This is a genomic window from Streptomyces sp. NPDC036984, from assembly GCF_055607665.1.
The window spans coordinates 94,303-119,840 of record NZ_JBVJRL010000012.1 but is presented as its reverse complement, the minus strand read 5'-3'; the positions used below and the strand labels follow the sequence as shown (position 1 = coordinate 119,840).

Below are 25,538 nucleotides of genomic sequence, written 5' to 3'. Positions count from 1 at the left end.
TCGCGGTTCTCGCCGGATCGTCCCGGAATCGAGGCCCTGAAGAACGTGTTCCTCCGATACTTGACCCAATTGGGCCGTGGGATGCCCCCTAACGCCCCGGACGTGCTCACATGAGGCTGAGCTGGGTCGGCTCGGATCCGGCCGGGGGTGCGGCGGGCGCGGCCGGCCGGATCCGGCGGGCCAGTCCCGCGCGCGTGGGCCCGATGCCGTACTCCTCGGCCAGCTCGTGCACCTGACGGGTGATCCGGCGCTGGTACCACTTCGGCGCGTAGGCGCCCTCCGCGTACAGCCGCTCGTACCGCCGCACCAGGTGCGGATGGTGCTGCCCGAGCCACGCCGTGAACCACTCCCGGGCGCCCGGCCGCAGGTGCAGCGCCAGGGGGGTGACGGAGGTGGCCCCGGCCGCCGCGATCGCCCGAACCGTCGCCCGCAGCTGGGCCGGGTGGTCGCTCAGGAAGGGGATCACCGGTGCCATCAGCACCCCGCAGCCGATCCCGTGCTCCCCGAGGGTGCGGACGACGTCCAGCCGGCGCTCGGGCGCGGGCGTGCCCGGCTCCACCGTGCGCCACAGCTCGGTGTCCAGGAAGCCGACGGAGACCGAGATGCCCACGTCCGTCACCTCGGCCGCCCGGACCAGCAGCTCCAGGTCGCGCAGGATCAGGGTGCCCTTGGTGAGGATCGAGAACGGGTTCGCGTGGTCGGTGAGCGCGGAGATGATGCCCGGCATCAGCCGGTACCGGCCCTCGGCGCGCTGATAGCAGTCGACGTTCGTGCCCATCGCCACGTGGTCGCCCTGCCAGTGGCGGGATCCCAGCTGGCGGCGCAGCACCTCGGGGGCGTTCACCTTGACCACGATCTGGGTGTCGAAGCCGATGCCCGTGTCCAGGTCCAGGTAGCTGTGCGTCTTGCGGGCGAAGCAGTAGACGCATGCGTGCGTGCAGCCGCGGTAGGGGTTGACCGTCCACTCGAACGGCATGCGCGAGGCGCCCGGCACCCGGTTCAGGACCGAGCGGGCCCGGACCTCGTGGAAGGTGATGCCGCGGAATTCCGGCGTGTCGAACGTACGCGTGGTCACGGCGCCCGCGCCGAACAGCACGGCATCGGCGGCCCGGCCGTGTTCGCTCTCGTCCGTGAGGTTGTCCCAGCGCATGACGCCTCCTCGTTCTCGCCCGGCCACAGAATAGAACATGTGTTCCCATCATCGTGCGAACCCCGATTTGGGTGGCCGGGCGCCGGGGTGGTTGGCTTGCCCCAACCCCGAGAAACCAGGTCCTGGAGGAACGCAATGGCGCAGGTCGAGGCCACTACGGAGCGGGTCGTCGCGGCGGACGCGGAGAAGGTGTTCGACGCCCTCGCCGACTACCGCGGCACGCGGCAGAAGCTGCTGCCCGAGCACTTCAGCGAGTACGAGGTGCGCGAGGGCGGCGACGGCGAGGGCACCCTCGTCCACTGGAAGCTCCAGGCCACCAGCAAGCGGGTGCGCGACTGCCTGCTGGAGGTCAGCGAGCCCACCGACGGCGAGCTGGTCGAGAAGGACCGCAACTCCTCCATGGTCACCACCTGGCGCGTCACCCCCGCCGGCGAGGGGACGTCCCGCGTGGTCGTCACCACCACCTGGCAGGGCGCCGGCGGCATCGGCGGCTTCTTCGAGCGGACGTTCGCGCCCAAGGGCCTCGGCCGGATCTACGACGCCCTGCTCGCCAACCTCGCCGCCGAGGTCGAGAAGTAGCTCCAAGGGCCCGCCGGTGAAGGGGCGTTGACCTCCGGTTGACCCCTTCACCGGTTCGAGTGGATCCCCGTCCCTCACCGGGCGGTGCCGTAACTCGCCGCAGTTGTTCGCAGTTGTCGCCTTACGCGGGAAATGTGACAGGTGTGACGAGGGGAGTGGTCCGTGGGCGGGACGACACTGGTGGAGCACGAGCCGGTCGTGGCGCCGGCTGTGGAAGAGCAGACCGCCGCCCCGCCGCCCCCCGCGCCGCCCGCCGGACTCGGGCCGCGCCGCATCCGGTTGGTGTTCTCCGGGCTGATGCTGGCGCTGCTGCTGGCCGCCCTGGACCAGATGATCGTCGCCACCGCCCTGCCGAAGGTCGTCGGCGAACTGCACGGCCTGGACAGGATGTCCTGGGCGATCACCGCCTATCTGCTCACCTCCACCATCGGCCTGCCCCTGTACGGCAAACTCGGCGACCTGGTCGGCCGCAAGGGCGTCTTCCAGTTCGCCATCGCCGTCTTCGTCCTCGGCTCCGCGCTCGCCGGCCGGGCCGGCACCATGGACCAGCTGATCGCCTTCCGCGCCCTCCAGGGCGTCGGCGCGGGCGGGCTCATGATCGGCGTGCAGGCGATCATCGCCGACATCGTGCCGCCCCGCGAACGCGGCCGGTACATGGGCCTGATCGGCGCCGTCTTCGGCCTCGCCTCCGTCGCCGGGCCGCTGCTCGGCGGCTACTTCACCGACCACCTCACCTGGCGCTGGTGCTTCTACGTCAACGTCCCCTTCGGCCTGGTCACCTTCGCCGTCGTCACCGTCGTGCTGAAACTCCCCAGGACGCGCGTGCGGGCCCGGTTCGACGTCCTCGGCGCGCTGCTGCTCGCCGCCGCCTCCACCTGCCTGGTCCTGCTCACCAGCTGGGGCGGCACCGAATACGCCTGGGGCTCCCGGCAGATCCTCGGCCTCGGCTCCGGCGCCCTCGCCGCCGGCGTCCTCTTCCTCGTCGCCGAGCGCTTCGCCGCCGAACCCCTCATCCCGCTGCGGCTGTTCCGCGACTCCGTCTTCACCATCAGCGGCCTGGTCGGGCTGGTGATCGGCGTCGCCCTGTTCGGCGCCGCCAGCTATCTGCCGACCTTCCTCCAGATGGTCGACGGGGCCAGCGCCACCGAGTCCGGGCTGCTGATGCTGCCGATGATGGCCGGGATCGTCGGTGCGTCGATCATCGGCGGCCAGCTCATCAGCCACACCGGCCGCTACAAGATCTTCCCCGTGCTCGGCGGCGCCGTCTCCGTCGTCGGCATGTGGCTGCTGTCCCGGCTGGAGATCGACACCCCCCGGCTGCACTACAGCATCTGGATGGCCGTCCTCGGCGCCGGCATCGGCCTGGTCATGCCCGTCCTCGTCCTCGCCGTGCAGAACTCCGTGCGCCCCGCCGACCTCGGCAGCGCCACCAGTGCCAACAACTACTTCCGGCAGATCGGCGGCAGCGTCGGCGCCGCCGTCTTCGGCACCCTCTTCGCCGACCGGCTCGCCGACGCCCTGCGCCGGGAGCTGCCCACGCGTGCGGGCGCCGGGCTGCCCGACCCCGACTCGCTCACCCCGCAGCTCGTCCACGCGCTGCCTCCGGCGCTGCGCGACGCCTACATCCGCGCCTACGCCGACGCGATGCCCCGGATCTTTCTCTACCTCGTCCCGGTGCTCGTCCTCGGCCTCCTCATCGCCTTCTTCCTCAAGGAGAAACCGCTGGTGTCCCACAACACCGCCGAAACGGAGCCGCAGACCGTGACCGCCCCGGTCCCGCACGCCCGGACCTCGAACGCCGCCGGAATCCCCGTCTGCGGCACGGTGCAGCACCCGGACGGCACCGTGGTGCCCCGCGCGGCGCTCACCCTCATCGACATCGCCGGGCAGCAGATCGGGCGGGGCGCCAGCGGCGACGACGGGCGGTACGCGCTCAGCACACCCGGCTCCGGAGCGTACGTGCTGATCGCCGCCGCCGGCGGACACCAGCCGCAGGCCGTCTCGGTCACCGTCGGCGAACGCCCCGTCGAACTCGACGTCGTCCTCGGCGGCGCCGGCCGGCTCGCCGGCAGCGTGCTCACCGCCGACGGCAGCGCCGTCCGGGACGCCACCGTCACCCTGACCAACGTGCACGGCGAGGTCGTCGCCGCCACCCGCAGCGGACGCGAGGGCGGCTACGTCATCACCGAGCTGGTCGCCGGCGAGTACACCCTCGCCGCCAGCGCCCCCGCCTTCCGGCCCGCCGCGCTCCCGGTCACCGTGCAGGCGTCCCGGGAGACCCGGCAGGACATCGAACTCGCGGGCGGCGCCGTGCTGAGGGGTACCGTCCGGGCGAGCGGCGGCCGGGCCGTGGAGGACGCGCGCGTGACGCTTCTGGACGCCGCCGGCAACGTCGTCGACACCCTCACCACGGGCACCGACGGAACGTTCCGGTTCGTGGACCTCTCCTCCGGCGAGTACACCGTCATCGCCGCAGGTTACCCACCGGTCGCCACGGTCTTGCAGGTCGCGGGCGGTGGCCGCACCGAGCGCGATCTCCAGCTGGGGCACGAGGACTGACCGGACGCGCCGGATCGTGCGCCGGTGTCAACCGGTGAAACCAATTCCAGGATTGCCACACATCGCGACCGGCCGCCGCCGTACCGTAGTGGCGGGCGGCACAGATCGTTTGCGGACAGCCGTGGGAGAAAGGGCCTGGGCCATGAACCGTGGCAGCGAACGGGACACAGCTCCCGGGCGCGACGCCGACGCCACCGCGGCGGGCCGGATTCCGCTGGCCGTGGTCGTCGTCGACCGCGCCGGCCTGGTGTCCCACTGGAGCAGCGGCGCGCGGCGCCTGTTCGGCGTGCGCAGAGGGGACGCCGTCGGACACCCCGCGGCGGACCTGCTGCCGGTCTCCGGCGCCCTCCCCGACGACCCGCACGACGCGGCCGGCGAGCCGATGCCGGACGCATACACGGCGTACGTCGGCCCCGGCCCCGACCTGGACGTGTCGCTCGGCGGACACACCGGCTACGCCACGGCCGGCCGCGCCCGCCTCCGCCCGCCCCGGCAGAGCCCGGACGGCGAGCGGATCGACGTGCTCTGGTGGGCCTACCCGCTGGTCGGCCCGGGCCCCGCCCGGCTGCTCGTGCTCGCCGCCGACGCCACCCGGCTGTGCGCTGAGCGCGGCCACGACGACGAGACCGCCGAACGCATCGCGCCCGGCTTCGCCCGCCACACCGAACTGCCGGCCTCCGAGGAACTCGAACGGCGACTGCCCGAGATTCTGCCCAACATGGGCCCCGGACTCAGCGCCCGCATCGTCTCCCAGATCCTCGAACTCGGCTATCCGGTCCTGGAGTTCAGTCAGTTCGACCGGGTGCCCGTGACCCCGTACTGGGGCGTGCCGCGGCGCCGCGGCCGCACGCGCGCCGAAACCGTCGTACCCCAGGACCGGGCCGCCGCGGCCCTGGTCCCGGCCGGCGCCGAGCTGGACCTGGAGTACGCAGCCGTCCGCGAACGGCTGGAGTTCCTCAACGAGGTCAGCTCCCGCATCGGCTCCTCCCTGGACCTCGGCGCGACCATCCGCGAGGTCACCAGCGCCGCCGTGCCCCGGTTCGCGGACTTCGCCGGCACCCACCTGCGCGCCGCGGTGCTGGCCGGCGAGGACTTCCCGGACGGTCCGCCGGACGCCACCACCGTGATGTTCCGCGTCTGGGTCGAGCACAACGACGAACCGGGCCGCTGGGACGACACCGTGCCGGTCGGCGAGGCGTTCGCCTTCCCCGAACACACCCCCTTCTACCAATGCATGGTCACCGGCGAACCGGTGCTCATCCCGCGGGTCACCGAGGAGCTGGCGCACCGGATCGCCGGCGAGTTCGAGAAGCGCGACCTGCGGCCGCTGATCACCGACCGGTCGCTGCTGATCGTCCCGCTCAAGGCGCGCAACGTCGTCCTCGGCTTCATGGTGCTGATGCGCCGCTCCGACCGCCCGCAGTTCGACGACATGGACCGCACCACCGGCGCCGAACTCGCGGCCCGTGCGGGCCTGGTGCTCGACAACGCGCGTATGTACACCTACCAGGAGAACGTCGCCGACACCCTCCAGGACAGCATGCTGCCGCGGGTGGCCCCGCGGATGGCCGGCTGCGACATCGCCACCCGCTATCTGCCCGGCACCCGGCTCGGCCGGATCGGCGGCGACTGGTTCGACACCATCAAACTGCCCGGCTCCCGCACCGCCCTCGTGGTCGGCGACGTCATGGGTCACGGTCTCAACTCGGCCGCGATGATGGGCCAGTTGCGCACCGCCGTGCAGACCATGGCCACCCTGGAGACCCCGCCCGCCCAGCTGCTGCGCAACCTGGACGACCTGGCCCGCAGGCTCGGCGACAGCTACCTCGCCACCTGCCTGTACGCCGTCTACGACCCGATCCGCGGCGAGCTGACCCTCGCCAACGCCGGCCACATCCCGCCCGTGCTGGTCCGCGCCGAGGACGGCAGCAGCGCACTCCTCGACCTGCCCACCGGTGCCCCGATCGGCGTCGGCGGCGTCGCCTTCGAGGTCACCCACGTCAAGGTCGCGCCCGGCGACCGGCTGGTGCTGTGCACCGACGGCCTGGTCGAGGTGCGCGGCTCCGACATCGGCGAGGGCCTGGCCGCACTCTGCGAGTCGGCCGCCCACCCAGCGGCCTCGATGGACGACGCCTGCGACACCATCATCCGCGCCCTGAACACCCACGGCGGCCGCAAGGACGACGTCGCCCTGCTCATGGCCCGCCTCAACGGCATCCCGGACGACCACGTCGCCGGATGGCGGCTGGACGCCGACCCGCGCGAGGTGGCCCGGGCCCGCCGCCTGGTCCGGGACCGGCTGCTGGAGTGGGGCCTGCCGCAGGCGGTGGAGACGGCGGAGCTGCTGGTCAGCGAGGTCGTCAGCAACGCCGTCCGGCACGCCGCGAGCGACGGCATCGGGCTGCGTGTGGTCCGCACGGACGCGCTGCTGTTCGAGGTCACCGACGACGAACCCGCCCTGCCCGCCATGCTCGCCACCGGCCCTCACGACGAGTCGGGCCGCGGGCTGCGCGTGGTCAGCCGGCTGGCCCGGGAGTGGGGCGCCAGCGCCACCGGACACCGCAAGACCGTCTGGTTCGAACAGTCTCTCACCGAGGGGCGCTGAGCCCGAGGCGCGCTGAGCCGGAAACGCCCTGAACCGAGGCGCGGTGACCGAGGCGCGCTGAGCCGGAGGCGCCCTGAACCGAGGCGCGCGGCCGGGCCGCGCGCCTCGCCGGGTGTCCGGAGCCGGTACATCTCGTGAAGGTGCCGCGCGGCTCTTGCCCCGCCCCAGGTCACCGCGATATCCCGAGCACGGAACCGAACCGTGGGGAGATCGCATGAACGTCTCGGACAACTACCGCAACGCATGGGAGAGTTACTGGCGTGAAACGTCCGATGCCCGGGGCGAGGCGATATGGGACGCCGATCCCTCCCTGACCGCCGCACCGCACAGCGAACTGCTCCTGCCCTACGCCGACCCCGAACGCGCCATCGTCGACCTCGGCTGCGGCAACGGCACCCAGACCCGCTACCTGGCCACCCGGTTCGCCCGCGCCGTCGGCGTCGACCTCTCGCACGCGGCGGTCGAGCACGCCCGCCGTGCCGCGAACGGCGACCCCGTCGAGTTCCGCCAGCTCGACCTGACCGACACCGACGCCGTGCGCGACCTGCACCAGCGGCTCGGCGACAGCAACGTCTACATGCGGGCCGTCATCCACCAGAGCGAACCCGCCGCGCGCCCCGCGGTGGCCGCGGCCGTCGCCGAGCTCCTCGGCAGCGCCGGACGCGCCTTCGTGGTCGAGCTCACCTCCGGCTCCCGGGACGTCCTGGGGCGCGCGGCCGCCGAGCCGGCCGGCCCGCCGCCCAAGCTCCGGCGCGTCTTCCACCACGGGCTCAAGCCGGCCGACGCCTCCGACGACGAAGTCCCGCGGCTGCTGGGCGAGGCCGGCCTCACGATCCTGGCCGACGGCGAGACGACCCTGCCGCAGACCGAGTACCTCGCCGACGGCACCCGCATCGACCTGCCGGCCCGCTGGTTCGTGCTCGCTCCGGCGGGGTCGTAGCCTCACCGCCGCTCGGCGCGTAACGTGACGGCATGAAGATCCTCATCAGTGCCGACATGGAGGGTGCCACGGGCGTCACCTGGCCCGCCGACGTGCTGCCGGGGACCCCGCAGTGGGAGCGGTGCCGGTCGATGTTCACCTCGGACGTGAACGCGGCCGTGGAGGGCTTCTTCGACGGCGGGGCCGACGAGGTGCTCGTCAACGAGGCCCACTGGACCATGCGCAACCTGCTCCTGGAGCAGCTCGACGAGCGGGTGGAGATGCTCACCGGCCGGCACAAGGCGCTGTCCATGGTGGAGGGCGTCCAGCACGGTGACGTCGACGGCATCGCGTTCGTCGGCTACCACGCGGGCGCCGGCACGGAGGGCGTCCTCGCCCACACCTATCTCGCCAACCAGATCACCGGGGTGTGGCTGAACGACGTCCGGGCCAGCGAGGGTCTGCTCAACGCGCATGTCGTCGCCGAGTACGGCGTCCCCGTCGTGCTCGTCACCGGTGACGACGTCGCCTGCGAGGACGCCCTCGGATACGCGCCGGAGGCGCTGAAGGTCGCCGTCAAGGACCATGTGTCGCGGTACGCGGCGGTGTGCCGGACCCCGGCCCGGACCGCGGCCGACATCCGGGCGGCGGCCAAGGAGGCCGCGCAGCTGGCGGTCCGGCACGAGCCGGTACAGGGCGGGCCCTTCACGGTGGCCGTCGAGTTCGACGCCGAGCATCTGGCGCAGGTCGCCACCGTCGTGCCCGGCGTGGCGCGGATCGGGGAACGGAAGGTGGCGTACACCAGCGCCACCATGTACGAGGGGATCAGGACGTTCAAGGCGGTCACCACGATCGTCTCTGCCGCCGTGGAGGAGCAGTATGGCTGACCAGCAGGCCCTGGACGAGGTGGTGGAGTACACCTCCGGTCTGATCCGCATCGACACCACCAACCGGGGCGGCGGGGACTGCCGGGAACGGCCCGCCGCCGAGTACGCGGCCGAGCGGCTGGCCGGGGCGGGCCTGGAACCCCTGCTGCTGGAGCGCACCCCGGGCCGCACCAACGTGGTCGCCCGGATCGCGGGCACCGACCCGTCCGCCGACGCGCTGCTGGTCCACGGCCATCTCGACGTGGTGCCCGCCGAAGCCGCCGACTGGCGTGTGCCCCCGTTCTCCGGCGAGGTCCGGGACGGGGTGGTATGGGGCCGGGGCGCCGTCGACATGAAGAACATGGACGCGATGATCCTCGCGGTGGTCCGGTCCTGGGCCCGGCAGGGCGTACGGCCACGCCGGGACCTCGTCATCGCGTTCACCGCGGACGAGGAGGCCAGCGCCGAGGACGGCTCCGGGTTCCTCGCCGACCGGCACCCCGAGCTGTTCGAGGGCTGCACGGAGGGCATCGGCGAGTCGGGTGCCTTCACCTTCCACGACGGGGCCGGCCGGGAGATCTACCCGATCGCCGCGGGGGAGCGGGGCACCGGCTGGCTGAAGCTCACCGCGCGCGGCCGCGCCGGGCACGGCTCGAAGGTGAACAGGGAGAACGCGGTGACCCGGCTCGCCGCCGCCGTCACCCGCATCGGCGAGCACGAGTGGCCGCTCAGGCTCACCCCGACCGTGCGGGCCGCCCTCGCCCAACTCGCCGCGCTGTACGGCATCGACGCCGACTTCACCGACGTGGACCGGCTGCTCGACAAGCTCGGCCCGGCCGCCCGGCTGGTCGAGGCGACCGTCCGCAACAGTGCCAACCCGACGATGCTGGACGCCGGTTACAAGCTCAACGTCATCCCGGGCGAGGCGGTCGGGTATGTGGACGGACGCTATCTGGCAGGCGCCGAGGAGGAGTTCGTCGCCACACTGGACGAGCTGACCGGCCCGGACGTCCAGTGGGAGTTCGCGCACCGCGAAGTGGCCCTCCAAGCACCGGTGGACGCCCCGCTGTTCGCCAGGATGCGCGCCGCCGTCGAGGAGTTCGCGCCGGGCGGGCACGTGGTGCCGTACTGCATGTCGGGCGGCACGGACGCCAAGCAGTTCTCCCGGCTCGGCATCACCGGCTACGGTTTCGCCCCGCTGAAGCTGCCCGCGGACCTCGACTACCAGGCGCTCTTCCACGGCGTGGACGAGCGCGTGCCCGTGGAGGCGCTGCACTTCGGGGTGCGCGTCCTGGACCGCTTTCTGCGGACGGCCTAGCCGGTTGGGGGACGAGATGCTGAGATCGCCGTACGGCTCGTGGCCGTCGCCCATCGACGCGGCGCTCGCCGCCGCGCACGACGGCCGGCCGGAGTGGGTGGATTTCGTCGGGGACGAGATCTGGTGGACCGAGCCCCGGCCGGCCGAGGGCGGCCGCCGGGCCCTGGTGCGGCGGCGGGCCGACGGGACCGAGGAGCCGGTGCTGCCGGCACCGTGGAACGTGCGCAGCCGGGTCATCGAGTACGGCGGCCGGCCCTGGGCCGCGGCGATCCACGACGGCCGGCCCCTGATCGTCTTCGTGCACTTCGCCGACCAGCGGCTGTACCGGTACGAGCCCGGCGGCGAGCCCCGACCGCTCACCCCGGTGTCCCCGCTGGGCGGCGGGCTGCGCTGGGCGGAGCCCCGGGTGGACCTCGCCCGCGGCGAGGTGTGGTGCGTGCTGGAGGAGTTCACCGGGGACGACCCCGGTGACGTGCGGCGCGTCCTCGCCGCCGTACCGCTGGACGGCTCGGCCGCCGGGGACCGCGGCGCCGTCCGTGAACTCACCGACGGCCGGCACCGGTTCGTCACCGGCGCCCGGCTGTCGCCCGACGGGCGGCGCGCGGCCTGGCTCGCCTGGGACCATCCGCGGATGCCGTGGGACGGCACGGAGCTGCTGGTCGCCGACGTGACGGACGACGGCCGGCTGACGGGCGCACGGACCGCCGCCGGCGGACCGGACGAGGCCGTCGCGCAGGTCGAGTGGTCCGCGGACGGCGGGCTTCTGTACACGAGCGACCGCAGCGGCTGGTGGAACCTCTACCGCGACGACGCCCCTCTTCCACCCTCCGGGCGGGGGGACCCCCATCTCGCTTCGCTCGCCCCGCGCGAAGAGGAGTTCGCCGGACCGCTGTGGCTGCTCGGCTTCCGCTGGTTCGCGCCGCTGGACAACGGTCTGATCGCCGTCGTCCACGGCAGAGGGCCGACCGTACTCGGGATACTGGACCCGGAATCCGGTGAGATCGTCGACGCGGCGGGACCGTGGACCGAATTCACCGGCATGCTCGCGGTACACGGCGCGCGCGTCGTCGGCGTGGGCGGCAGCCCGCGCACCGCCTACGAGGTGGTCGAGCTGGACACCGCCACCGGCCGTGCCCGCGCCGTCGGCGCCCGGCACCGCGACCCCGTCGACCCCGCCTACTATCCCGAGCCGCAGATCCGCACCTTCACCGGCCCGGACGGCCGCGAGGTGCACGCCCACGTCTACCCGCCGCACCACCCCGGCCGGGCCGCGCCCGACGGCGAACTGCCGCCGTACGTCATCCGGGCGCACGGCGGGCCCACCAGCCGGGTGCCGCTCGTGCTGGACCTGACCATCGCCTACTTCACCTCCCGGGGCATCGGGGTCGCCGAGGTGAACTACGGCGGCTCCACCGGCTACGGCCGGGCCTACCGCGAGCGGCTGCGCGAGCAGTGGGGCGTGGTCGACGTCGAGGACTGCGCGGCCGTCGCCCGCGCCCTCGCCGACGAGGGCACCGCCGACCCCGCCCGGCTGGCCATCCGGGGCGGCAGCGCGGGCGGCTGGACCACCGCCGCCTCCCTGACCACCACCGACATCTACGCCTGCGGCACCGTCCTCTACCCGGTGCTCGACCTCGCCACCTGGGGCCCCGGGGAGACCCACGACTTCGAGTCCCGCTACCTGGAGTCGCTGGTCGGCCCGCTCGCCGAGGTGCCGGCCCGGTACGCCGAACGCTCCCCGACCACCCACGCCGACCGGCTCACCGCGCCCTTCCTGCTGCTCCAGGGCCTGGATGACGTGATCTGCCCGCCGGCCCAGTGCGAACGCTTCCTCGCCCGGATCGCGGGCCGGGGCGTGCCGCACGCCTACCTCACGTTCGAGGGGGAGGGGCACGGGTTCCGGCGGGCCGAGACCATGGTGCGCGCCCTGGAGGCCGAGCTGTCCCTGTACGCCCAGGTGTTCGGGCTGCACCCGACGCCGGAGATACCGAAGGTGGAGCTGACGCCGTGAAGGAACTCGTACGCCCGCGCCGGCTGGCCCCCGGGGCGCGCGTCGCCGTCGTCGCCACCAGCGGGCCGGTGCCCGAGGAGCGGCTCCAGGCGGGCCTCGACGTGCTGCGCGGCTGGGATCTCGACCCGGTGGCCGGCCCCCACGTCCTGGACCGGCACGGTGAGTTCGCTTACCTCGCCGGCCCGGACGCCGACCGGGCCGCCGACTTCCAGAACGCCTGGTGCGACCCCTCGGTGGACGCGGTGCTGTGCGCGCGGGGCGGGTACGGCGTGCAACGGATGATCGACCTGCTCGACTGGGACGCGCTGCGGGCGGCCGGGCCGAAGGTCTTCGTCGGCTTCAGCGACCTCACCGTCCTGCACGAGGCCATCGCCACCCGCCTGGGCCTGGCCACGCTGTACGGACCGATGGCGGCCGGCATCGACTTCGTCAAGAACGCCCGGGCCCAGGAGCATCTGCGGGCCACGCTCTTCGCGCCCGAGACCGTGCGCACCATCGCCTCCGGCGGTACCGCGCTCGTGCCCGGCCGGGCCCGGGGTGTCACCCTCGGCGGCTGTCTGTGCCTGCTCGCCGCGGAGTGCGGCACCCCCTTCGCCCGGTCCTCGGCGCGCGGCGGACTGCTCTGCCTGGAGGACGTGGGCGAGGAGACGTACCGGCTCGACCGGTATCTCACCCAGCTGCTGCGCTCCGGCTGGCTGGAGGGGGTGAGCGGAGTGCTGCTCGGCTCCTGGGAGGGCTGCGCGGACTACGCCGAGCTGCGGCCCCTGCTGGCCGACCGGCTCGGCGCGCTCGGCGTCCCGGTGGCGGAGAACGTCGGTTTCGGCCACTGCGAAGGGGCGCTGACGATTCCGTTCGGGGTCGCCGCGGAACTCGACGCGGAGTCGGGAACGTTGACGCTGGACGAGCCCGCGCTGCGCTGACCGCCCGCCACCGGGCCGACCGGGGCGGCGCCGGGCACCTCGCGCGGGGCGCGGCTGCCGGTGACATCGTAGGCTGGCCGGATGCCGCACTCCGAGTCCCGCCACCGCGCCGAAGGCCCCCGCGTCGGCATCCGTCCCTTCACCCTCGCGGACGGACCCGAGTTCGCCGCGCGGGCCCGGGAGAGCAAGGACCTGCACCGGCCCTGGCTGTTCCCGCCGGACAGCGAGGAGGCGTACGCCGACTACGCCGGCCGGCTGATCGAGGACCCGGCCCGGGCCGGTTTCCTGGTGTGCGAGAAGGACGACGGGGCCATCGCCGGCTTCATCAACATCAACAACATCGTGCGGGGCGGCTTCCAGTGCGGTGCCCTCGGCTACGGCGCCTTCGCACACGCCGCCGGGCGGGGTCTGATGCGCGAGGGACTGGAGCTGGTGATCGGGCACGCGTTCGGGCCACTGGGCCTGCACCGGCTGGAGATCAACGTACAGCCCGAGAACACCGCCTCCATCGCCCTCGCCCGGGGCGCCGGGTTCCGCCTGGAGGGCTTCTCCCCGAACATGATCTACATCGACGGGGCCTGGCGCGACCACGAACGCTGGGCGCTGACCACGGAGATGCGCACCGCCGGCTGACCCCGTCCCGCGCCTTTGCGCAATCCTGACCGGCAGCTCCCTGGCCGCCGGACTCCGCGTGAGCGGTCAGCCGCGCTGGTCCACGTACTCGAAGACCGAGCCGTCCGGATGCACCGCGAGCAGGTTGCGCCCCACCGGCGTCGGCACCGGCCCGGCGACGATCCGGGCGCCCAGCTCGGTCAGCAGCCGGTGCGCCTCGTCCAGGTCCTTGACGGCGATCGTCGCCGCGACCTTGCGCAGGATCTCCAGCTCCGACTCCGGCCCGCTCATCAGCAGGAACGAGCCGACCGCCGCGACCTGGACGTCACCGCGCCGGAACCGCAGCGCATCGCCGCCCGCCAGACGCTCGTAGAAGGGTATGGCGGCTTCGAGGTCGTCGACGCAGATGCGCAGCGAGGCGCCCAGAATCTCCATGCCGACGAGCCTAGTTGGGGACGCCGGGAGCGCGCAGGGCCCCCGGCGTTACCCGCTGTGTCCGGCGGGTACCCGCATGGTATGGACCGTTTGGATCACCTGGAACACCTGGACAAGCACCTCGTCGAAGAGCTGGCTCAGGTGGCACGCGAGACGGTACGCGACGAACTGCGGGAGCAGACCCGCAAGCGGCGCCGCACCGCCATGCTGTACGCCGCGTCCGGCGCCGCCGCGCTGTACGCGGGCGGCGCGGTGGCCCTCGCCGTGGGCCTGGCCCTGGCGATCGGCCTGCCCGGCTGGGCATCCGCCCTGATCACCGCCGCGCTCCTGGGCGTGGTGGCCTTCCTGCTGCGCGGCGCCGCCCACGCCGGGCACGGGCCGCACGCCCCGCACCGCGTGGTCGGCGGCACCGCACCCGGCGCACCGCCCAGCGGCCTCGGCATGCCGTACCCGCCGATGCCCCCGTACCCCCCGACCGACCCCGACGCCCCCCACCACAGGGCCTGACCGCGAAGGTGGCGCTGCCGCCTCGTCATCCGGCGAGCCGCGGCAGCACCTTCGCGCGGTAGAAGTCGAAGAACCCCTGCTGGTCCGGCCCGATCTGGTTCACGTACACCCGGTCGAACCCGGCGTCGGCGAACTCCCGCAACGCGCCGACGTGCTGGTCGACGTCGTCGCCGCACACCACGCTGTCCCGCACCATGTCCTCGCCGACCAGCGAGTGCAGCTGCTCGAAGTGCCGCGGCGAGGGCAGCACCTGGCCCATCTCGCCGGGCAGCAGCTCGTTGTACCAGAGCTTGTGCACCGTACGGACGCAACTGTCGCGGTCGGTGCCGTAACACACCTTCGTGCCGCCGCTGACCGGCTTGGCCCCGCCGCCGCCCTTGCGGAACCGGGTGACCATCTCCTCCTCCGGCATCATCGTGATGTAGCCGTCGCCCACGCGGGCGGCCAGCGAGGTCGCCTTCGGGCCGAAACCGGAGATGTCGATCGGGACGGGCTCGTCGGGCACGGTGTAGAGGCGGGCGTTCTCCACGGTGTAGTGGGTGCCGTGGTGGGAGACCTCCTCGCCGGTGAACAGCCGGCGCATCACCTGGATCGCCTCCTCCAGCATCTCCAGGCGCACGTTCAGCGGCGGCCAGCGGTCGCCGAGGATGTGTTCGTTCAGCGCCTCGCCGGTGCCGACGCCGAGCCGGAAGCGGCCCTGCGTCATCACCGCGCTGGTCGCCGCGGCCTGCGCCACGACCGCCGGGTGCATCCGCACGGTCGGGCAGGTCACCGCCGTCTCGATGGGCAGGGACACCGCCTCGGACAGCGCGCCGATCACCGACCACACGAACGCGCTCTGCCCCTGCGCGTCGTTCCACGGGTGGTAGTGGTCGGAGATCCACAGCGCCTGGAAGCCGGCCTGCTCGGCCATCCGAGCCTGTTCGACGAGGGCTGCGGGGTCGTGTTCCTCGCTCGCCAGGAAATAGCCGTACTCGGGCATGGGGGAACCTCCGCGCGGGCGAAGCCGAATGATGGTGTGATCCCGGTCGTGGTGTGATCCGGACCCGGGCCGGGTAACCGGGGGCGACCCGGCGAAACTCCGCCACGGCGCGGTGCGCGGGAGGGCGTTCGGGTGCTGCGACCGGCGTACGGGTGACCGGCCCGGCGTTTGGGTGCCCCTGCCCCGGTTACGCGGAAAACCTCGGACGAGCCACACCGCCGGAGGCGCACCGTGAGCCGACCTCGCGTCGTGATCGTCGGCGCCGGTTTCGCCGGGTACCGGGCTGCCCGCACACTGGCCCGGCTGACCCGGAACCGGGCCGACATCACGCTGCTCAACCCGACCGACTACTTTCTGTACCTGCCGCTGCTGCCGCAGGTCGCCGCCGGCGTCCTGGAGGCCCGCCGGGTCACCGTGTCGCTGCCCGGCACACTGCGCGGGGTCCGGCTGGTGCTCGGCGAGGCGGACCACGTCGATCTCGACGCGTGCACCGTCCACTACACCGATCCCGAGGGCGGCATCGGCACCCTCGGCTACGAACGTCTGGTACTGGCCGTCGGCAGCGTCAACAAACTGCTGCCCGTGCCCGGCGTCGCCGGGCACGCGCACGGCTTCCGCGGGCTGCCCGAGGCGCTGTACCTGCGCGATCACGTGACCCGGCAGGTGGAGCTCGCCGCCGACGACGACCCGAAGAGCTGCGCCGCCCGGTGCACCTTCGTCGTGGTCGGCGCCGGCTACACCGGCACGGAGGTGGCCGCCCAGCTCAAGATGCTCACCGATCGGCTGGCCCGCCGGCAGCCGCTGCCCGCCGGGGTACGCCCGCGCTGGATCCTGCTGGACGTGGCACCGCGGGTGCTGCCGGAGCTGCATGAACGGCTCTCCCGTACGGCGGACCGGGTGCTGCGGACCCGGGGCGTCGACGTGCGGATGGGTACGTCGGTACAGGAGGCCACCCAGGACGGGGTACTGCTCACCGACGGGGAGTTCGTCGCGTCCCGGACCCTGGTGTGGTGTGTGGGCGTGCGGCCCGATCCGCTGGTGGAGGCGGTCGGGCAGCCGCTGGAACGCGGGCGGCTGATCGTCGACCCGTATCTCCAGCTGCCGGGCCGGCCCGAGGTGTTCGCCTGCGGGGACGCGGCCGCCGTGCCCGACCTGGAGCGGCCGGGGGAGTTCACGCCGATGACGGCGCAGCACGCCTGGCGGCAGGGCCGGGTGGCCGGGGAGAACGTGGCCGGCTCGCTCGGCCTCGGCCGGCGCCGGCGCCCGTACCGGCACCGGGACCTGGGCTTCGCCGTCGACCTGGGCGGGGCCCAGGCCGCCGCCAACCCGCTCGGCATCCCGCTGTCCGGCCCGGCGGCCGGCGCGGTGACCCGCGGCTACCACCTGGCCGCGCTGCCCGGCAACCGCATCCGGGTGGCCGCCGACTGGCTGCTGGACGCCGTCCTGCCGCGCCAGGGCGTCCAGTTGGGCCTCGTACGGTCCTGGTCGGTCCCCCTGGACACGGCCTCGCCGGAACTGGCGCGGGTACCGGGCGGCCGGGAGCGGCCGTCCGCCCACACAGGAGACGAACCCATGACGCACGAGAGCGAACCGGCCCGCCGGACCAGCGCGGAGACCACGACCCCGGAGCCGGCGAGAAACCAACCGGGCGGGGAGCCGGCGAGGAACCAACCGGGCGGGGAGCCGGCGAGGAACCAACCGGGCGGGGAGCCGGCGAGGAACCAACCGGGCGGGGAGCCGGCGAAGAGCCGGCCCGGCGGCGATCCCGCCAGGGGTGGGGCGGATCATCCGGCCCCCGGCCCCGTCAAGCGCACCGACCCCGCCACCCCTGCCGACCCCGCCGACCGCCCGAACGCACCCGACTGAGCGCGACCGAGCGCAAGGAGACCGAGGAGATTCATGAACACCGACCAACTCGCCGAACTGGGCCAGCAGTTGCGCGTGGACAGCGTGCGGGCCGCCGCCGCCGCGGGATCCGGGCACCCCACGTCGTCGATGTCCGCCGCCGACCTGCTGGCCGTCCTGCTCGCGCACCATCTGCGCTACGACTTCGAGCGCCCCGACCACCCCGCGAACGACCGCTTCGTGCTGTCCAAGGGACACGCCTCGCCGCTGCTGTACGCCGGGTACAAGGCGGCCGGTGCGATCGAGGACGGCGAGCTGGTCACCTTCCGCAAGCTCGGCAGCCGCCTGGAGGGGCATCCGACGCCCCGCCGGCTGCCCTGGGTGGAGACGGCCACCGGCTCCCTGGGGCAGGGCCTGCCGGTCGGGGTCGGTATCGCCCTGGCCGGGAAGCGGCTGGACCGCACCGGCTACCGGGTGTGGGTGCTGTGCGGCGACAGTGAGCTGGCGGAGGGCTCGGTGTGGGAGGCGGCCGAACACGCCGGCTACGAGAATCTGGACAACCTGATCGCCATCGTGGACGTCAACCGGCTCGGCCAGCGCGGCCCCACCCGGCACGGCCACAACCTGGACGCCTACGCCCGCCGCTTCCAGGCCTTCGACTGGCACACCATCGAGATCGACGGCCATGACGTCGACGCGATCGACCGGGCCTACGGCGAAGCGCTGTCCACCACCGGACAGCCCACCGTGATCCTCGCCCGCACCCTGAAGGGCAAGGGCGTGGCCGCCGTCGAGGACCGCGAGGGCCTGCACGGCAAGCCGCTGCCGGAGGCCGAGGAGGCCATCGCCGAGCTGGGCGGGCCGCGCGAGCTGCACGTGCGCGTGAGCGAGCCGCCGGCCGCCGCCGCGCTGCGCTCGCTGACCACCGAGGTCCTCCAGCTCCCGCGCTATGACCAGGGCGAGGAGGCCGCCACCCGGGACGCCTTCGGCGAGGCCCTCGCCGCGCTCGGCAGCGCCCGCGGCGATGTGGTCGCCCTGGACGGCGAGGTGGGGGACTCCACCCGTACCGAGGAGTTCGCCAAGGCGCACCCCGACCGGTTCTTCGAGTGCTACATCGCCGAGCAGCAGCTCGTCGCCGCGGCCGTCGGCATGGCCGCGCGCGGCTGGGTGCCGTACGCCTCCACGTTCGCCGCGTTCCTCACCCGCGCCCACGACTTCGTGCGCATGGCGTCCATCAGCGGCGCCGGGATCAACCTGGTCGGCTCGCACGCCGGTGTCGCGATCGGGCAGGACGGGCCGTCGCAGATGGGTCTGGAGGACCTGGCGATGTTCCGGTCCGTGTACGGCTCGACGGTGCTGTACCCGTGCGACGCCAACCAGACCGCCCGGCTGGTCGCGGCCATGGCCGGCCTCGACGGCGTCCGCTATCTGCGCACCTCCCGCGGCAAGACCCCGGTGATCTACGGTCCCGAGGAGGAGTTCGAGGTGGGCGGCAGCAAGACGCTGCGGTCGAGCGAGGAGGACCGGCTGACCGTCGTCGCGGCCGGGGTGACAGTCCCCGAGGCGCTCGCCGCCGCCGACCGGCTCGCCGCGGACGGCATCCGGGTGCGGGTGATCGACCTGTACTCGGTCAAGCCCGTCGACGCCGAGACCCTGCACCGGGCCGCCGAGGAGACGGGCTGCCTGCTCACGGTCGAGGACCACCACCCGGAGGGCGGCCTCGGGGACGCCGTCGCGGAGGCGTTCGGCGACGGCCGGCCGGTGCCCCGGCTGGTCCGGCTCGCGGTGCGCACCATGCCGGGCTCGGCCGCACCCGACGAGCAGCTGCACGCGGCCGGCATCGACGCCGTGGGCATCGCGGCGGCGGCCAGGCTGCTGGTCGAGGAGGCGGTCGTGCGATGAGCGAGGACGGCGCGCGGGCCGTACGGGCCGGCCGCCGCACGGTGCGGATCCAGCGGCCGGGGAAGGTGCTCTTCCCCGGCGGCGGGGGCGCGCAGGAGTACACCAAGGGCGACCTCGCCGACTACTACCGGTCCGTCGCGCCGTATCTGCTGCCGCACCTGCGGGGCCGTCCGCTGATGCTGGAGCGGTATCCGGACGGCCTGGACGGCCAGCGGTTCATGCAGAAGAACACCCCGGAGCACTACCCGGAGTGGATCACCCGCGCCGAGGTCGGCAAGGAGGGTGGCACGGTGACGCACGTCGTCTGCGACGACACCGCCACCCTCCTCTACCTCGCCGACCAGGCCTGTCTCACCCTGCACCGCTGGCTCTCCCGCACCGACCGGGCCGGCGGCCCGGACCAGCCCGACCGGCTGGTCTTCGACCTCGATCCTCCCGGTGACGACTTCGCCCCGGTGCGCGAGGCCGCCCGGTGGCTGCGTGAGCTGCTGGAGGAGCTGGGCCTGCCCGCCGCGCCTATGACCACCGGCTCGCGCGGCCTGCACCTCGTGGTCCCCCTGGACGGCCGCCAAGGCTTCGACGAGGTACGGCAGTTCGCCCATGACGTCGCCGGGCTGGCCGCCTCCCGGCATCCGGACCGGCTCACCACCGCCGCCCGCAAAAAGGACCGCGGGGGCCGTCTCTACCTCGACGTGCAGCGCAACGCCTACGCGCAGACCGCCGTCGCCCCGTACACCGTCCGCGCCCGGCCAGGCGCCCCGGTCGCCGTCCCCCTAGCCTGGAGGCAGGTGGACGACCCCGCACTCGACGCCCGCCGGTGGACCATCGCCGACGCCGTCGACCAGGCCCGCACCGACCCGTGGGCCGACCTGCCGCACCGGGGCCGCGCGCTGGGACCGGCCCGGCGCCGCCTGGCAGCCATGGATGGCTGACACACGCATCCCCGCCGACCAGGGCTGATGGGCGTTCCCACAGGATGCGTTCCCTCCCGCAGGTTTGGCCAAGGATGTGAGGGCCACACGCAGGGAGAGGTGGCCATGTCGAACACAAAGAACACACCGCAATCACAAGGTTCACGGGAGTCACATGAATCCCGGAACTCACAGGAAACACAGAAGGACGCAGAGAAGCACGCGGCGGACCACCACCGGCCCACCCCCATGGAGGTGCTGCGCCAGGCGCGCAGCCAGCTCGCCGAACTCACCGGCCTCACACCGGAGTCGGTGTCCTCGTTCGAGCAGACGGAGGACGGCTGGTCGCTGGAGGTCGAGGTCCTCGAAATGGCGAGGGTGCCCGACACCATGAGCCTGATGGCGAGCTACCAGGTGGACCTCGACCCCGACGGACAGCTCGCCGGATACCGGCGCGTCCGCCGCTACGAGCGCGGCAGGGCCGACCCGCGCGGTGGCCGTTAGACCACCACGGGTTCCCGCCCGTAAGACCGTGGACCGACTAGGCAGAAGGAGGAATCGCCGGCATGACTGTTGTTCCGGCACAGCAGACCGGAGGCGGAGGCGGCAGCAGCGGTCTCTATGACGTACTTGAGCTGGTCCTGGACAGGGGACTCGTGATCGATGCGTTCGTACGCGTCTCCTTGGTCGGCATCGAGATCCTGAAGATCGACGTCCGGGTCGTCGTGGCCAGCGTCGACACCTATCTGCGCTTCGCCGAGGCGTGCAACCGCCTCGACCTGGAGGCCGGCCCGCGCAAGAGTCCGGGCCTTCCCGAGATCGTCGGCGAGGTCACCGAGTCCGGCGCCCGCGGCAAGTCCAAGGGGGCGCTCTCCGGCGCCGCGCAGACCATATCCGAGGCCTTCAACCAGGCACGCCAGGAGGGTGAGACCGAGTCCCGGCCGCGCGCCCGCAAGGCTCCGGCGCGCCGGAAGGAGGAGCAGGAGTGAGCACGTACGTCTACGGCATCACCGCCCGGTCACACCCGGCACTGCCGGAAGGTATGACGGGCGTCGGCGAGCCGGCCCGCCCGGTGCGCGTGCTGACGGCCGGCGACCTCGCCGCCGTGGTCAGCGACGCCCCCGAGGACCTGCGCCCCAAGCGCAGGGATCTGCTCGCCCACCAGAACGTCCTCGCCGAGGCCGGCGCCGCGGGCTGCATCCTGCCCATGCGCTTCGGCAGCGTCGCCGACGGCGACGATGCCGTGACCCACGTGCTCACCGAACGGGCGGAGCACTACCTGGAGCGGCTGCGGGAGCTGGACGGCAAGGTCGAGTACAACATCAAGGCCACCCACGTCGAAGAGGCCGTCCTGCATCTGGTGATGGCCGAGAACGCGGACGTGCGCGCCCTCGCCGAGGCCAACCGCCGTTCCGGTGGCGGCAGTTACGACGACAAGATCCGTCTGGGCGAGATGGTCGCGGCCGCCGTCAAGGCCAAGGAGACCGAGGACGCGAACGAGGTGCAGGGCCTGCTGGCACCGGCCGCCAGCGCGGTCAGCGTGGGCCCCGAGTCCACCGGCTGGCTGGTGAACGTGTCGTTCCTGGTCGCCCGGGACACAGCCGAGCGCTTCCTCGGCACGGTGGAGGAGCTCCGCAAGAGCCACCCCCACCTGGATCTGCGGGTCAACGGGCCGCTTCCGCCGTACAGCTTCGTCGAGCCCGGCCCCTCGGCGCCGGCGGGCACCGCGGCCGGCGCGGACACCGGAGCGCAGTAGCGTTCCCGGCCCGAACGGAAGGAGACCACCGTGGGACTGATCGGCGAAGTGCTGATGCTGCCGTTCGCCCCCGTGCGAGGCAGTGCGTGGGCCATCAGACAGGTGCTCCGCGAGGCGGAACGGATCTACTACGACCCCGCCACCGTACGGGCCGAGCTCGCCCGCCTCGAGGAGCAGCTGGAGGCGGGCGAGATCACTGAAGAGGAGTTCGACCGGCGCGAGGACGAACTGCTGGACCGGCTGGAGGTCGCTACGCGCTCCGGCGACACCACAGGCAACGGGACGTGACATGAACCGAATGGCACTGGGCCTCGCGGTAGGGGCCGGATACTTCCTCGGACGCACCAAGAAGCTGAAAATGGCACTCGCGGTCGGTTCCCTGGTGGCCGGGAAGAAGCTGAACCTGAGCCCGCGGGCACTCGCGGATCTGGCGCAGCAGCAACTGAAGAACAACCCGCAGTTCAAGGAGATAGGCGACCAGCTGCGCCAGGACATGCAGGGCGTCGGCAAGGCCGCCACCGGAGCGATGGTCGAGCGGCAGATGAGCACGCTCGCCGACCGGCTGCACAGCCGTACCACCAAGGTGCGCGACCAGATCTCCGGCGCGGCGCCCAGCGGCTCCGGCGACGAGCAGGACGACGAGAACGGTCAGGAGGAGTCCGCCGAGGAGTCCACCGGGCGGGCGGACGACGACCGCGAGGGCCGGGAGGGCGAACGGCGCGGCGAGAAGCCGGCCGGCAGGGCGCCGGCGAAGAAGCCGGCCCCCGCCAAGAAGGCCGCGGCCAAGAAGACGGCTCCCGCCAAGAAGACGGCGACCAAGAAGACCGGCGCGGCCCGCAAGACGGCCGCGAAGAGCACGGCCGCGGCAGGCGGCGCCGCCCGCGACGCCGCTTCGCGGCCGTCGAAGGGTGGCGATGACCGATGACCGAGACCCTCGGATCCGCCACCTCGGCGGCCGGCAAGGCCACCGGGGCGGCGAAGGGCAACCCGCTGACCGACCTCGCCCACAGCGAGGCCGCCGACCGGCTCAAGGCGGAGGCCCAGGAGTATCTCTCCGCCCAGGCCCAGCGCATGCTGACCGGCCTCGGCCGCAAGCTCGGCGAGACCACCGTCAAGCTCAACGACATCGCCGAGGGCAACAGCCCGGGCTTCGCCAAGCTCGCACTCGACGGCGGACGCAAGCTCGCGGAGGGCAAGGGCCCGCTGCGCTCCGCCCTGGAACTGGGCGCCTCCCGCGCCAAGGAGAACGTGATGGGTGCGCTGAAGAACCTCGGGGGCGGCAAGGGGAAGAGAAAGAGCGGTGGGGGCAACAAGCCCACCGTCATCATGGAGTCCATCGACGTGGGCGTGTCGCTGCGCACCGCCTACGACCAGTGGACCCAGTACAAGGACTTCTCCAGCTTCGCCAAGGGCGTCAAGAGCGCCAGCCGGGCCGGCGACACGGACTCGGACTGGCAGGCGAAGATCTTCTGGTCCAGCCGCAGCTGGAAGGCGCACACCACCGAGCAGATCCCCGACTACCGCATCCAGTGGACGTCGGAGGGCGCGAAGGGCAGCGTCAAGGGTGTCGTCTCCTTCCACTCGCTGGAGGAGAACCTCACCCGGGTCCTGCTGGTCATGGAGTACTACCCGAGCGGCCTGTTCGAGAAGACCGGCAACATCTGGCGCGCGCAGGGCCGCCGGGCCAGGCTGGACCTGAAGAACTTCGCCCGCTTCATCACCCTCAAGGGCGAGGCGGAGGACGGCTGGCGCGGCGAGATCCGCGACGGCGAGGTGGTCCGCAGCCACGAGGACGCCGTGGCCGAGGAAGAGCAGGAGCAGGAGCAGGGCTCCGAAGCATCCGGTGAGGCCGAGGAAGAGGGCGAGGAAGAGTACGAGGGCGAGGAGCCCTACGAGGACGAGAACGGGGAACCGGAAGAGGCGGAGGAAGAAGAAGAGGAAGAGGGCGAGCCCGAGGAGTACGAGAGCGAGGAAGAGGGCCCCTACGAGGGCGAGGAACCCGAGGAGGGCGAGGAGCCCGAGGAGGGGGAGGAGCCTGAGGCCGAGGCGGAGGAGTACGAGGAGGAAGAGGAACCCGAGTACGCCGAAGGCCGGAGCCGTCGATGACGACTGCCAGCCGTTTCCCCGAGCCCTACGGCCAGAGCTCGGGGGCGAACCTCGCCGACATCCTCGAACGGGTTCTCGACAAGGGCATCGTCATCGCTGGTGACATCAGGATCAACCTGCTCGACATCGAACTGCTCACCGTCAAACTGCGGCTCATCGTCGCCTCGGTCGACAAGGCCAAGGAGATGGGCATCGACTGGTGGGAGACCGATCCGGCGCTCTCCTCCCGGGCCCGCCGGGACCAGCTGACCAGGGAGAACGCCGAGCTGAGAGAACGGCTTGCCCGGCTCGAGGAGCTTGAGCCGGGTCGCGCCCCGAAGGAGGCACCATGACCGGACTGCGGTACGTCTACGCCGTCTGCCGCCCCTTCGGGACGCCCCTGCAGGCCGAGCTCACGGGCATCGGGGGCGCCCCGCCTGCGCTGCTGCACCACCACGGGCTGGTCGCGGTCGTCAGTACGGTCCCGGAGGCCGACTTCTGCGAGGAGGCGCTGAAGGCCCGTCTGGAGGACCTCGACTGGCTGGCCGCGACCGCCCGTGCCCATGAGGGCGTGATCGACGCGCTCACGACGGTCACCACCCCGCTGCCGCTGCGGCTCGCGACCGTCTTCCGGGACGACAGTGCCGTACGGACGATGATCGAGACCCGCGAGGACCATTTCCGGCGCCTGCTCGACCGGCTGCACGACCGGGTGGAGTGGGGGGTCAAGGTGTATCTGGAGACCGAGGCCGCCGAGCCCGCGCCCGCCGTCGCGGCCAAGCCCGCGAGCGGCCGGGACTATCTGCGCCGGCGCCGCGAGAGCACCCACGCCCAGGAGGAGCGGTGGCAGCGCGCCGAGGTGTTCGCCCGGTCGCTGCACGAGCGTCTCTCCCGGTACGCCGAGGAATTCCGGCTGCGCGCCCCGCAGAATTCCGTGCTTTCCACGGTGCCCGGCCGTAATGTCCTCAACGCGGCTTATCTGGTGACCCGCGCGCATTCCGAGGAATTCGTGGAACTGGTCGACCGGACAAAGGATGAGGAGCCCGGAATGCGGGTGGAACTCACCGGACCCTGGGCCGCTTATTCGTTCACGGGGGAGGCGGAGTCGTGACCGTCGTCGAACGGCGCGAGATCGCGCTCGTCGACCTGCTCGACCGGCTGCTGGCCGGCGGAGTCGTCATCACCGGCGACATCACCCTGCGGATCGCGGACGTGGACCTGGTCCGCATCGACCTGAACGCGCTGATCAGCTCGGTCAACCAGTCGGTCCCCTCACCCTTCGAGGAGGGCGTGTGACCCCGCGCAACCGGCTTGACCTGGAACCCGACACAGTGGAGCGCGACCTGGTGAAACTCGTGCTCACCGTGGTGGAGCTGCTGCGCCAGCTGATGGAACGGCAGGCGGTACGGCGGTTCGACACCGGTGAGCTGACCGAGGAGCAGGAGGAGCGGATCGGGCTCACCCTGATGCTGCTGGAGGAGCGGATGGCCGAGCTGCGGGACCGCTACGGCCTGCGGCCCGAGGACCTGAACCTGGACCTCGGGCCGCTCGGACCGCTGCTTCCCCGCGAGTAGCT

General features: G+C 72.6%; 26 protein-coding genes. 23 read left to right on the top strand and 3 right to left on the bottom strand.

Annotation, left to right across the window (positions count from 1 at the left end; all coding sequences use genetic code 11):
* Nucleotides 1-106 precede the first annotated feature (106 nt).
* A complete protein-coding gene (locus tag ACZ7DL_RS22490; RefSeq protein ID WP_470776321.1) occupies nt 107-1,150 on the bottom strand; it encodes an Rv2578c family radical SAM protein in 1,044 nt (347 codons plus the stop codon).
* A 135-nt stretch (nt 1,151-1,285) separates the two neighbouring features.
* Here ACZ7DL_RS22490 and ACZ7DL_RS22485 point away from each other — a divergent pair, with 135 nt between their 5' ends.
* The 9 genes from ACZ7DL_RS22485 to ACZ7DL_RS22445 all read left to right on the top strand — a co-directional run bounded on the left by ACZ7DL_RS22485 (nt 1,286) and on the right by ACZ7DL_RS22445 (nt 13,560).
* Nucleotides 1,286-1,729, top strand: a complete 444-nt coding sequence (locus ACZ7DL_RS22485; protein WP_470776319.1) for an SRPBCC family protein — start codon at nt 1,286-1,288, stop codon at nt 1,727-1,729.
* A 162-nt stretch (nt 1,730-1,891) separates the two neighbouring features.
* On the top strand, nt 1,892-4,288 hold the full coding sequence (locus tag ACZ7DL_RS22480) for an MFS transporter (protein ID WP_470776317.1): 2,397 nt from the start codon (nt 1,892-1,894) through the stop codon (nt 4,286-4,288).
* A 142-nt stretch (nt 4,289-4,430) separates the two neighbouring features.
* Complete coding sequence (locus ACZ7DL_RS22475) at nt 4,431-6,893, top strand: ATP-binding SpoIIE family protein phosphatase (protein WP_470776315.1); 2,463 nt, start codon at nt 4,431-4,433, stop codon at nt 6,891-6,893.
* Nucleotides 6,894-7,107: 214 nt separating this feature from the next.
* A complete protein-coding gene (locus tag ACZ7DL_RS22470) occupies nt 7,108-7,833 on the top strand; it encodes a methyltransferase domain-containing protein (protein WP_470776313.1) in 726 nt (241 codons plus the stop codon).
* Nucleotides 7,834-7,865: 32 nt separating this feature from the next.
* On the top strand, nt 7,866-8,699 hold the full coding sequence (locus ACZ7DL_RS22465; RefSeq protein ID WP_470776312.1) for a M55 family metallopeptidase: 834 nt from the start codon (nt 7,866-7,868) through the stop codon (nt 8,697-8,699).
* Complete coding sequence (locus ACZ7DL_RS22460) at nt 8,692-9,996, top strand: M20/M25/M40 family metallo-hydrolase (RefSeq protein WP_470776310.1); 1,305 nt, start codon at nt 8,692-8,694, stop codon at nt 9,994-9,996. Before ACZ7DL_RS22465 ends, ACZ7DL_RS22460 begins: the two co-directional genes overlap by 8 nt.
* Before the next feature lie 16 nt (nt 9,997-10,012).
* The gene (locus tag ACZ7DL_RS22455; protein ID WP_470776308.1) at nt 10,013-12,007 is read left to right on the top strand and encodes a dipeptidyl-peptidase 5; all 1,995 of its coding nucleotides are present in this window, start codon (nt 10,013-10,015) and stop codon (nt 12,005-12,007) included.
* Nucleotides 12,004-12,927 (top strand): S66 peptidase family protein, encoded by a 924-nt coding sequence (locus tag ACZ7DL_RS22450; protein ID WP_470776306.1) that lies wholly within the window; start codon nt 12,004-12,006, stop codon nt 12,925-12,927. The genes ACZ7DL_RS22455 and ACZ7DL_RS22450 overlap by 4 nt, the downstream gene beginning before the upstream one ends.
* Before the next feature lie 81 nt (nt 12,928-13,008).
* Nucleotides 13,009-13,560, top strand: a complete 552-nt coding sequence (locus ACZ7DL_RS22445) for a GNAT family N-acetyltransferase (RefSeq protein ID WP_470776304.1) — start codon at nt 13,009-13,011, stop codon at nt 13,558-13,560.
* Nucleotides 13,561-13,626: 66 nt separating this feature from the next.
* Here the strand turns inward: ACZ7DL_RS22445 and ACZ7DL_RS22440 are convergent, their stop codons facing one another.
* Nucleotides 13,627-13,974, bottom strand: a complete 348-nt coding sequence (locus ACZ7DL_RS22440; protein WP_470776302.1) for a VOC family protein — start codon at nt 13,972-13,974, stop codon at nt 13,627-13,629.
* A gap of 81 nt (nt 13,975-14,055) precedes the next feature.
* On the opposite strand from ACZ7DL_RS22440, the gene ACZ7DL_RS22435 reads away from it, so the two are divergent.
* A complete protein-coding gene (locus ACZ7DL_RS22435; RefSeq protein ID WP_470776300.1) occupies nt 14,056-14,481 on the top strand; it encodes a phage holin family protein in 426 nt (141 codons plus the stop codon).
* 25 nt (nt 14,482-14,506) lie between these two features.
* Here the strand turns inward: ACZ7DL_RS22435 and ACZ7DL_RS22430 are convergent, their stop codons facing one another.
* On the bottom strand, nt 14,507-15,463 hold the full coding sequence (locus tag ACZ7DL_RS22430; protein WP_470776298.1) for an LLM class F420-dependent oxidoreductase: 957 nt from the start codon (nt 15,461-15,463) through the stop codon (nt 14,507-14,509).
* Between the two features lie 249 nt (nt 15,464-15,712).
* Here ACZ7DL_RS22430 and ACZ7DL_RS22425 point away from each other — a divergent pair, with 249 nt between their 5' ends.
* The 13 genes from ACZ7DL_RS22425 to ACZ7DL_RS22365 all read left to right on the top strand — a co-directional run bounded on the left by ACZ7DL_RS22425 (nt 15,713) and on the right by ACZ7DL_RS22365 (nt 25,536).
* Nucleotides 15,713-17,329, top strand: a complete 1,617-nt coding sequence (locus ACZ7DL_RS22425; RefSeq protein ID WP_470776530.1) for an NAD(P)/FAD-dependent oxidoreductase — start codon at nt 15,713-15,715, stop codon at nt 17,327-17,329.
* A gap of 33 nt (nt 17,330-17,362) precedes the next feature.
* The gene (locus tag ACZ7DL_RS22420; RefSeq protein ID WP_470776296.1) at nt 17,363-19,210 is read left to right on the top strand and encodes a transketolase; all 1,848 of its coding nucleotides are present in this window, start codon (nt 17,363-17,365) and stop codon (nt 19,208-19,210) included.
* The gene (gene ligD / locus ACZ7DL_RS22415; protein WP_470776294.1) at nt 19,207-20,142 is read left to right on the top strand and encodes a non-homologous end-joining DNA ligase; all 936 of its coding nucleotides are present in this window, start codon (nt 19,207-19,209) and stop codon (nt 20,140-20,142) included. The genes ACZ7DL_RS22420 and ligD overlap by 4 nt, the downstream gene beginning before the upstream one ends.
* A 105-nt stretch (nt 20,143-20,247) precedes the next feature.
* Nucleotides 20,248-20,625 (top strand): gas vesicle protein GvpO, encoded by a 378-nt coding sequence (locus ACZ7DL_RS22410; protein ID WP_470776293.1) that lies wholly within the window; start codon nt 20,248-20,250, stop codon nt 20,623-20,625.
* 62 nt (nt 20,626-20,687) lie between these two features.
* Nucleotides 20,688-21,110: a gas vesicle structural protein GvpA gene (locus tag ACZ7DL_RS22405; RefSeq protein ID WP_470776291.1), complete on the top strand. Its 423-nt coding sequence runs from the start codon at nt 20,688-20,690 to the stop codon at nt 21,108-21,110.
* Nucleotides 21,107-21,877 (top strand): GvpL/GvpF family gas vesicle protein, encoded by a 771-nt coding sequence (locus tag ACZ7DL_RS22400; protein ID WP_470776290.1) that lies wholly within the window; start codon nt 21,107-21,109, stop codon nt 21,875-21,877. Before ACZ7DL_RS22405 ends, ACZ7DL_RS22400 begins: the two co-directional genes overlap by 4 nt.
* 30 nt (nt 21,878-21,907) lie before the next feature.
* A complete protein-coding gene (locus ACZ7DL_RS22395; RefSeq protein ID WP_470776288.1) occupies nt 21,908-22,165 on the top strand; it encodes a gas vesicle protein GvpG in 258 nt (85 codons plus the stop codon).
* Between the two features lies 1 nt (nt 22,166).
* Nucleotides 22,167-22,802 carry a DNA primase gene (locus ACZ7DL_RS22390; protein WP_470776286.1) on the top strand — a complete coding sequence of 212 codons (636 nt, stop codon included), beginning with the start codon at nt 22,167-22,169 and terminating at the stop codon, nt 22,800-22,802.
* Nucleotides 22,799-23,983, top strand: a complete 1,185-nt coding sequence (locus tag ACZ7DL_RS22385) for an SRPBCC family protein (RefSeq protein ID WP_470776284.1) — start codon at nt 22,799-22,801, stop codon at nt 23,981-23,983. The genes ACZ7DL_RS22390 and ACZ7DL_RS22385 overlap by 4 nt, the downstream gene beginning before the upstream one ends.
* On the top strand, nt 23,980-24,315 hold the full coding sequence (locus ACZ7DL_RS22380) for a gas vesicle protein (protein ID WP_470776282.1): 336 nt from the start codon (nt 23,980-23,982) through the stop codon (nt 24,313-24,315). Before ACZ7DL_RS22385 ends, ACZ7DL_RS22380 begins: the two co-directional genes overlap by 4 nt.
* Nucleotides 24,312-25,073 carry a GvpL/GvpF family gas vesicle protein gene (locus ACZ7DL_RS22375; protein WP_470776280.1) on the top strand — a complete coding sequence of 254 codons (762 nt, stop codon included), beginning with the start codon at nt 24,312-24,314 and terminating at the stop codon, nt 25,071-25,073. Before ACZ7DL_RS22380 ends, ACZ7DL_RS22375 begins: the two co-directional genes overlap by 4 nt.
* Nucleotides 25,070-25,258 carry a gas vesicle protein gene (locus tag ACZ7DL_RS22370; protein ID WP_470776278.1) on the top strand — a complete coding sequence of 63 codons (189 nt, stop codon included), beginning with the start codon at nt 25,070-25,072 and terminating at the stop codon, nt 25,256-25,258. Before ACZ7DL_RS22375 ends, ACZ7DL_RS22370 begins: the two co-directional genes overlap by 4 nt.
* The gene (locus ACZ7DL_RS22365; protein ID WP_470776276.1) at nt 25,255-25,536 is read left to right on the top strand and encodes a gas vesicle protein K; all 282 of its coding nucleotides are present in this window, start codon (nt 25,255-25,257) and stop codon (nt 25,534-25,536) included. Before ACZ7DL_RS22370 ends, ACZ7DL_RS22365 begins: the two co-directional genes overlap by 4 nt.
* Nucleotides 25,537-25,538 lie beyond the last annotated feature (2 nt).